This window comes from Actinokineospora sp. (genome assembly GCF_050699995.1).
Taxonomy (GTDB): domain Bacteria; phylum Actinomycetota; class Actinomycetes; order Mycobacteriales; family Pseudonocardiaceae; genus Actinokineospora.
In genome coordinates, this window is sequence record NZ_JBOHGC010000499.1 from 1 (window position 1) to 6,739 (window position 6,739).

The window sequence follows — 6,739 nt, forward strand, 5'->3', positions numbered from 1 at the left end:
TCCCGACAGTGAGTTCTCACTTCGCGCCAGCAAATTTCCCGCGTTCAGGCCTGATCGGGGTGATTGCGGCGGCGCAAAGTGAGAACTCACTGTCGGGAAGTGGGAACTCACTGTCGGGAAGTGGGGACTCGCGACCGTGTGGGAGGGCAACCGCGGGTCAGGCGGGGGTGATGAAGCCGGATTCGTAGGCGGTGATGACGGCCTGGGTGCGGTCGCGGGCGCCGAGCTTGGCCAGCACGTTGCCCACGTGGGTCTTGACCGTCTGCAGGCTCACGAACAGCTTCTCGCCGATCTCCCCGTTGGACAGTCCCGTGGCCATCAGGCGCAGGACTTCCGCCTCCCGCTCGGTCAGGCCCGCGGCGGCCAGGCCCTGGGTGCTCTTGCCCGAGCCGTGTGCGGCGGCCAGCGAGCGGATCGCCGCGGGGAACAGCAGGGAGTCGCCGGTCGCGACCAGGCGGATGGCCTTGATGATGTCGTCGGGGCGGGTCCGCTTGAGCAGGAAGCCGCTCGCGCCCACGCGCAGGGCGTCGTAGACATAGTCGTCGTTCTCGAACGTGGTGACGACCAGGATCTTCGGTGGCTCCGCGAAGGTCTCCAGCAGGTGCCGGGTGGCCGCGATGCCGTCCACCGCGGGCATCCGGACGTCCATCAGCACCACGTCGGGCCGCAGCCTGGCCACCATGGGCGCGACCTCGGCGCCGTCGCCTGCCTCGCCGACCACCGAGAGATCCGGTTCCGAGTCGATGATCGCGCGCAGACCCGCGCGGATCAGTTCCTCGTCGTCGACCAGCAGCACCGTGATCACGCCGACTCCTCTTCCCGACCCGAACGCAGCGGAATGCGCACTGCCACCGCCCAGCGCCCGTCGCGGGCACCGGCCGTCATCTGTCCACGAAGGACGGTCACGCGCTCGCGCATGCCCGCCAGTCCCCGCCCGCCGCCGGGACGCGGCGCGCCCGCGCCGTCGAGCGGGTTGTCTATGTCCAGCGCCAGCTCCGCCTGGCGCACCGCCAGCCGCACCGTCACCGGGACCTTGCCCGCGTGGCGCAGGGCGTTGGTCAGGCACTCCTGGACGATCCGGTAGGCCTCCCGCGAGACCGCGGCGGGCAGCCGCGACACCTCACCATCCACAGTGGACTCCACGGCCACCCCGGCGATGCGGGTACGGCCGAGCAGGCCAGGCAAGTCGTCGAGGGTCCGTTGCGGCGCCGTCGGCGCGCGGTCCTCGCGCAGCAGGCCGAGGACGTGGTCGAGGTCCTCCAGCGCGGAGCGGGCCGACTCCTCGATCGCACCGAGCGCCTTGTCGACGAACGCGGGGTCCGCGGCGAGCACGCGTCGGGCGGCGGCGGCCTGCACGGTGACGATGCTGAGCGCGTGTCCGACCGAGTCGTGCAGTTCGCGGGCCAGCCGGTTGCGTTCGGCGAGCTGCTCGGCCCGTTTGCGCAGGGCGGCGAGTTCGTCGTCCGGGGTCGGCCCCAGCGCGCGGGGGCCAGCCGGACGAACAACGCACCGCTCCACGACACCAGGTGGACCAGGAACAGCAGGCACAGCACACCGAGCGCCGGGATCCACGCGCCCGCCCACCCGCTGGGCATCCGCGGCGACTCCTGGCCGAGGTAGAACGACCCGGTGAACGGCACCGCGAAAGCCGAGACGACGGCAGGCGGCAAGGCGAGGGTGACGCCGCTGAGGACGCCGCCGATCAGCAGGTGCAGCACCGTCCACGCGGCCGAGCGCCAGCGCGCCGGCCAGGACGTGGCCCGGCCCGTGGCGTGCTCGGGCACCGCGTCGCCGAGCAGTTCCCTGGCCGCGGTCCCCTCGGTCACCCGCACGGCCGGGATGAACGACATCACCACGATCAGCGCGACCATCACGATCAGGATCAGCACCACGAGCAGCCACGCCACGACCTGCTCCGTGCCCGACACCGACAGCAGCGCCCCGGATCACCGCGATCGCCGTGCGCCACGGGCTCGGCCCGTACCTGGCGGGCAAGCGGGGCGACAGCGGCCAGGCCCGGCTCGCCCGCTCGCTGCGGACCGCCCTGGAGGAAGGCGGGGTCACGTTCGTCAAGCTCGGGCAGGTGCTCTCCACCCGCGCCGACCTGCTGCCCGCGGAGTTCATCGACGAACTGAGCCTGCTGCAGGACCGGGTCGCCCCGGTGTCGGCGGACGCGATCGACGCGGTGCTGCGCGCCGAGTTCGGCGCGGCGCCGCAGGACGTGTTCGCCGAGTTCGACACCACGCCGCTGGCGTCGGCGTCGATCGCCCAGGTGCACCGGGCGCGACTGCGCTGCGGTGCGGACGCGGTGGTCAAGGTCCAGCGGCCGGGCGTGCGCGCGCAGGTCGAACTCGACCTCGACATCGTGCACCGCCTCGCCCGCACCCTGGAGTCCCGGACGTCGTGGGCGCGCTCGCTGGGCGTGGTCGACCTGGCCGACGGTTTCGCGCGGGCTTTGTCGGAGGAACTGGACTTCCGGGTCGAGGCCCGCAACCTGGCCACGGTCGCCGCGGCGTCCGGCGGGCACCTGCCCGACGCCGCGGTGCGGCTGCCGCTGCCGCACGAGAGCACCGAGCGGGTGCTCGTCATGGAACGCCTCGACGGTGTCCCGCTGCGCAAGGCGGCGGCCGTGCCGGACCCGGCGGGCGCGGCCCGTGAACTGCTGCACTGCCTGCTGCGCCAAGTGGTCCAGCGCGGGGTGTTCCACGCCGACCCGCACCCGGGCAACATCCTGCTGCTGTCCGATGGTCGACTCGGGATGCTCGACTTCGGCTCCGTCGGCAGGCTCGACACCTCGCTGCGCACCGGCCTGCAGGACCTGCTGCTCGCCATCGACCGCGGTGACGCCGCCGCCCTGCGCGACGGTCTGCTGTCGGTGGTCGAGCGTCCCGCCGAGATCGACGAACGCAAACTGGAGCGGGCACTCGGCGGCTTCATGGCCACGCACCTACAGCACGGGTCCGAACCGGACATCACCATGTTCACCGACCTGTTCCGGCTGGTGACGTCGTTCGGCCTGGCCGTGCCGCCCGCGATCGCCGCGGTGTTCCGGGCACTGACCACGATGGAAGGCACCCTGGCGCGACTGTCGCCCGGGTTCGACATCGTGCTGGAGTCCCGTTCGTACATGGCCGCGCGCGTGGCGGGTCCCGCCGCGGTGGCGGGTGCCCGCGACCTGGTCACCGGCGAGCTGATGGCCATGCTTCCGGTGCTGCGGCGGCTGCCGCGGCGGCTCGACCGGATCAGCGGCGCGCTGGAGGAAGGACGGCTCTCGGTCAACGTCCGACTCTTCGCCGACGAACGCGACCGCGCGCTGGTGACCGGGCTGCTCAACCAGGTCATCCTGGCGTTCATCGGGGCCACCGCGGGAATCATGGGGGTGCTGCTGCTCGGCAGTGCCGGCGGACCGCGGCTGCTGGGGGAAACCACGCTGTATCAAGGCATCGGCTACAACCTGCTGCTGATCAGCGCGCTCATCGGGCTGCGCCTGCTCTTCACGGTGTTCAGCCGTGCTCGCGAAGTGCCCGGAACTCCGCGGCGACATCGTTGAGCTGGAAGTGCGCGTTGAGGCCGCTCGGGTTCGGCAGCACCCACAGCTTGGCGTCGCCGATCCGCTCGTCCTGCGGGCCGATCACCGCGTGCGGCACACCGAAGGCGACCCGGTACGCGGTGACCCCGACGATGGCCACGGTGTGCGGACGGCACTCGTCGACCACCTCGACCAGGCGTTCGCCACCGGCGGCCAGTTCGGCCGCCGTCAGCTCGTCGGCGCGGGCGGTGGCCCTGGCGACCAGGTTGGTGACGCCCAGACCGAACTGGGGCAGCAGGTGCTGCTCGTCGGGCCGCAGCAGCCGCGGGGTGAACCCGGACAAATGCAGCGCGGGCCAGAACCGGTTGCCCGGTCGGGCGAAGTGGTGCCCCGTCGCCGCGGCGTACAGGCTCGGGTTGATGCCGCAGAACATCACGGCGAGACCCGGCGCGAGGACGTCGGGGATGGTGCGGTCACGGGCGGCGGCCAGTTCGGCGCGGGTTGGCGGAGACACGCCCTCCATGGGACCAGAACTCGATCAAGCTCGCCACCGGGCGACCCGGTCGTCACATCCCATTCACCGTTGCCAGTACAAAGGAAAGCCGCACCTGGGAACAGGTGCGGCTTTCCTCGTCGCGTTTGGAGCCCGCGCCTACAGGCAGGCGATGACGGCGGGAAGGCGCGAGTCGAGTTCGTGCATCGTCTGCTGGATGACCAGCGGGTCCCAGGCGATTCCGATGTGCTCGACCGGGTCGACCGGGCACATGTCCTGCACCAGCTTGTTCTTCACGTTCGACGCCGGGGCCAGCCAAGCCGAGGTGTACGGGGTGACGACCTCGTCGTAGCGGGTCTGGATCACCGTGTACTTCACGGCCGGGTTCGTCTCGCCGCCCGCGTTGAGCTGCGTAAGGAAGTCCGAGCCCGCGAACTGCTGGCTGCAGGCCGGGCACTGAGTGTCGATGAACGACTTCGCCGGCGGGATGTCGGTCAGCAGGTTCGACAGGCCGGCCACCGTGGTCCCGTGGTTCGACGGCGCCAGCCCGATCAGCTTGTTGACCTTGCTCGCGCCACCGAGGTTCTTGATGTAGTAGCGCGGCATCATGCCGCCCTGCGAGTGCCCGACGATGTCCACCTTGGACGCCCCGGTCTTGGCGAGAACGTGGTCGATGAAGGCGGAGAGCTCCTTCGCCGAGGTCGGGATGTCACCCGTGCCGTTGATCGTCCGGGTCGGATCGACGCTGCCGTAGTTCAGGGCGAACACGCAGAAACCCGCGGACTGCAGCGCGGGCGACATGGTGCCCCAGTTGTCGTACATGTTCTCGAACGTGCCGTGCACCAGCACGACCGGCCGCGGGTGCGGGAAGCTCAGCGGACACCCGAAGTTGTTCGCGCCCGGCGGGGTCGCGTTCGGATTGGCCGCGGAGTACTCGTACGCGCCCTGGAACGTCGTGGGGGCGCCCGCGGCCGAAGCGGGCCCGATCGAGGCGATCCCCACCCCGGCGACCAAGGCGACGGCGGCGGCGATCAGGGACACGCGGGTGCGACGCGATCTCATGTGACTTCCTTGAGGTGACTGGACGAACGTTGGCCTGGACCCCTCGGTGGCCGACGAGCCGGTGGGCCCGTCGCCGCCGCAGAAATTACTCCGTTCGGTCGATAAGGGAAGTCACGTCTTGTCCGCTGCCGATTCTTTGTCACAACCGCACAAGTAATCCCGTGTGGATCACTCCACCTGTGCTCAGACGACCGCCGTGCGCAGTCCGCGTTCGAAGTCGAGCAGGAAGCGCTTGCGGGGCAGGCCGCCGCCGTAGCCGATCAGGTCGCCGGTCGAGCCGATCACCCGGTGGCAGGGCACGATCAGTCCGATCGGGTTCTTGCCGTTGGCCAGCCCGACAGCGCGCGACGCGGACGGCTTGCCCAGCCGGGCCGCGAGTTCGCCGTAGGAAACCGTCTCGCCGTAGGGGATCTCGCACAGCTGCGTCCACACCCGCCGCTGGAACTCGGTGCCCGCCATCGCCATGGGCAGGTCGAACCGCGTGCGGTCGCCCGCGAAGTACTCGCCGAGCTGGGTGATCGCCTCGCCGAACGGGTCGGCGTCACGCTCGCCGAAGGTCTCCTCCGGTGGGCGGTGCCGCTGCTGTTCCATGTAGAGGCCGGACAGGACGCCGTCGGTGGCGACCAGGGTCAGCGTGCCGACTGGGCTGTCGACGACCGCGTGGGAGCGGGTGATCGTGCCGGTCATGGAGTCTCCTGTGTCGTGGGCATTCGGTTGATGGCGTGTTCGCTCGTGCCCCACAGGTACTGCGTGGCGTAAGCCCGCCACGGCCGCCAAGCCTGGGCGTGCGCGGTGAGCGTTTTCGGGTCGGCGGGCAGTCCCAGGGCGGCGGCGGCCAGCTTGACCCCGAGGTCGCCGGGGACGAAGGCATCCGGGTCGCCGAGGGCGCGCATGGCGATCATCTCCACGGTCCACGGCCCGAATCCGGGCAGGTCCGACAGGGCGCGGCGGGCGGCATGCCAGTCGCTGCCGACGCCGAGATCGAGGTCGCCCGCGGCGAGGGCGGCGACCAGCGTGGTGAGCGTGCGCCTGCGGGACTTGGGCATGGCCAGCGTCTCCGGGTCGATCCCGGCGAGGGTCTCCGAGGTCGGGAACAGGTGGGTGAGGCCGCCCGTCGGATCGTCGATCGGGTCGCCGTGGGCGGTGACCAGTCGGGCCGCGTGGGTACGGGCGGCGGCGGTCGACACCTGCTGGCCGAGGACGGCCCGGACGGCGAACTCGGCCGAGCAGACCGTGCGGGGCACCCGCCTGCCCGGGTCCTTGGCGACCAGTGGCGCCAGGAGCGGGTCGGCGGAGAGCAGTTCGTCGACGGCCACCGGATCGGCGTCGAGGTCGAGCATCCACCGGCAGCGGCTGATCGCCAGGGAGAGGTCGCGCAGGTCGGAGAGCATCAGCTTGCAGCCGATGTGCTCGGGGAACGGGCGCAACTCGACGATCGCCGGGCCGTGCGGCAGGCGGATCGTGCGCCGGTACGCGCCGTCGCGCCACTCCTCGACACCGGGAACACCGGTGGCCGCGAGGTGGCCGAACAGGTTGTCCGGGCACAGGGGCGCGCGGAACGGGAGCCGCACGGTCAGGGTGGTCGACGGCGTCGCGTCCGGCTTGCCCGCCGGACGGACCCGCTGCCGCAACTCGGTGGGCGACTGGGCGAAGAC

The 6,739-nt window shown here is 71.2% G+C and carries 7 protein-coding genes; 1 reads left to right on the forward strand and 6 read right to left on the reverse strand.

The features are described from left to right. Nucleotides 1-157: 157 nt before the first annotated feature. Complete coding sequence (locus ACRDSQ_RS24920; protein WP_431424390.1) at nt 158-805, reverse strand: response regulator; 648 nt, start codon at nt 803-805, stop codon at nt 158-160. Next, a complete protein-coding gene (locus ACRDSQ_RS24925; protein WP_431424391.1) occupies nt 802-1,518 on the reverse strand; it encodes a sensor histidine kinase in 717 nt (238 codons plus the stop codon). Before ACRDSQ_RS24925 ends, ACRDSQ_RS24920 begins: the two co-directional genes overlap by 4 nt. Nucleotides 1,519-1,960: 442 nt before the next feature. Between ACRDSQ_RS24925 and ACRDSQ_RS24930 the strand changes: the two genes are divergently transcribed. Continuing rightward, nucleotides 1,961-3,550, forward strand: a complete 1,590-nt coding sequence (locus ACRDSQ_RS24930) for an ABC1 kinase family protein (protein WP_431424392.1) — start codon at nt 1,961-1,963, stop codon at nt 3,548-3,550. Here ACRDSQ_RS24930 and mug read toward each other — a convergent pair. The 4 genes from mug to ACRDSQ_RS24950 all read right to left on the reverse strand — a co-directional run. Then, nucleotides 3,504-4,043 carry a G/U mismatch-specific DNA glycosylase gene (gene mug / locus ACRDSQ_RS24935; protein WP_431424393.1) on the reverse strand — a complete coding sequence of 180 codons (540 nt, stop codon included), beginning with the start codon at nt 4,041-4,043 and terminating at the stop codon, nt 3,504-3,506. The two genes, ACRDSQ_RS24930 and mug, sit on opposite strands and share 47 nt — an antisense overlap. Nucleotides 4,044-4,181: 138 nt before the next feature. Then, the gene (locus tag ACRDSQ_RS24940; RefSeq protein WP_431424394.1) at nt 4,182-5,084 is read right to left on the reverse strand and encodes an esterase/lipase family protein; all 903 of its coding nucleotides are present in this window, start codon (nt 5,082-5,084) and stop codon (nt 4,182-4,184) included. Between the two features lie 183 nt (nt 5,085-5,267). Then, entirely contained in the window at nt 5,268-5,771 is a 504-nt protein-coding gene (locus tag ACRDSQ_RS24945) for a methylated-DNA--[protein]-cysteine S-methyltransferase (protein ID WP_431424395.1), read from the reverse strand. Continuing rightward, a partial coding sequence (locus ACRDSQ_RS24950; protein WP_431424396.1) for a DNA-3-methyladenine glycosylase family protein occupies nt 5,768-6,739 on the reverse strand: 972 nt, incomplete at its 5' end. The genes ACRDSQ_RS24945 and ACRDSQ_RS24950, both read right to left, overlap by 4 nt.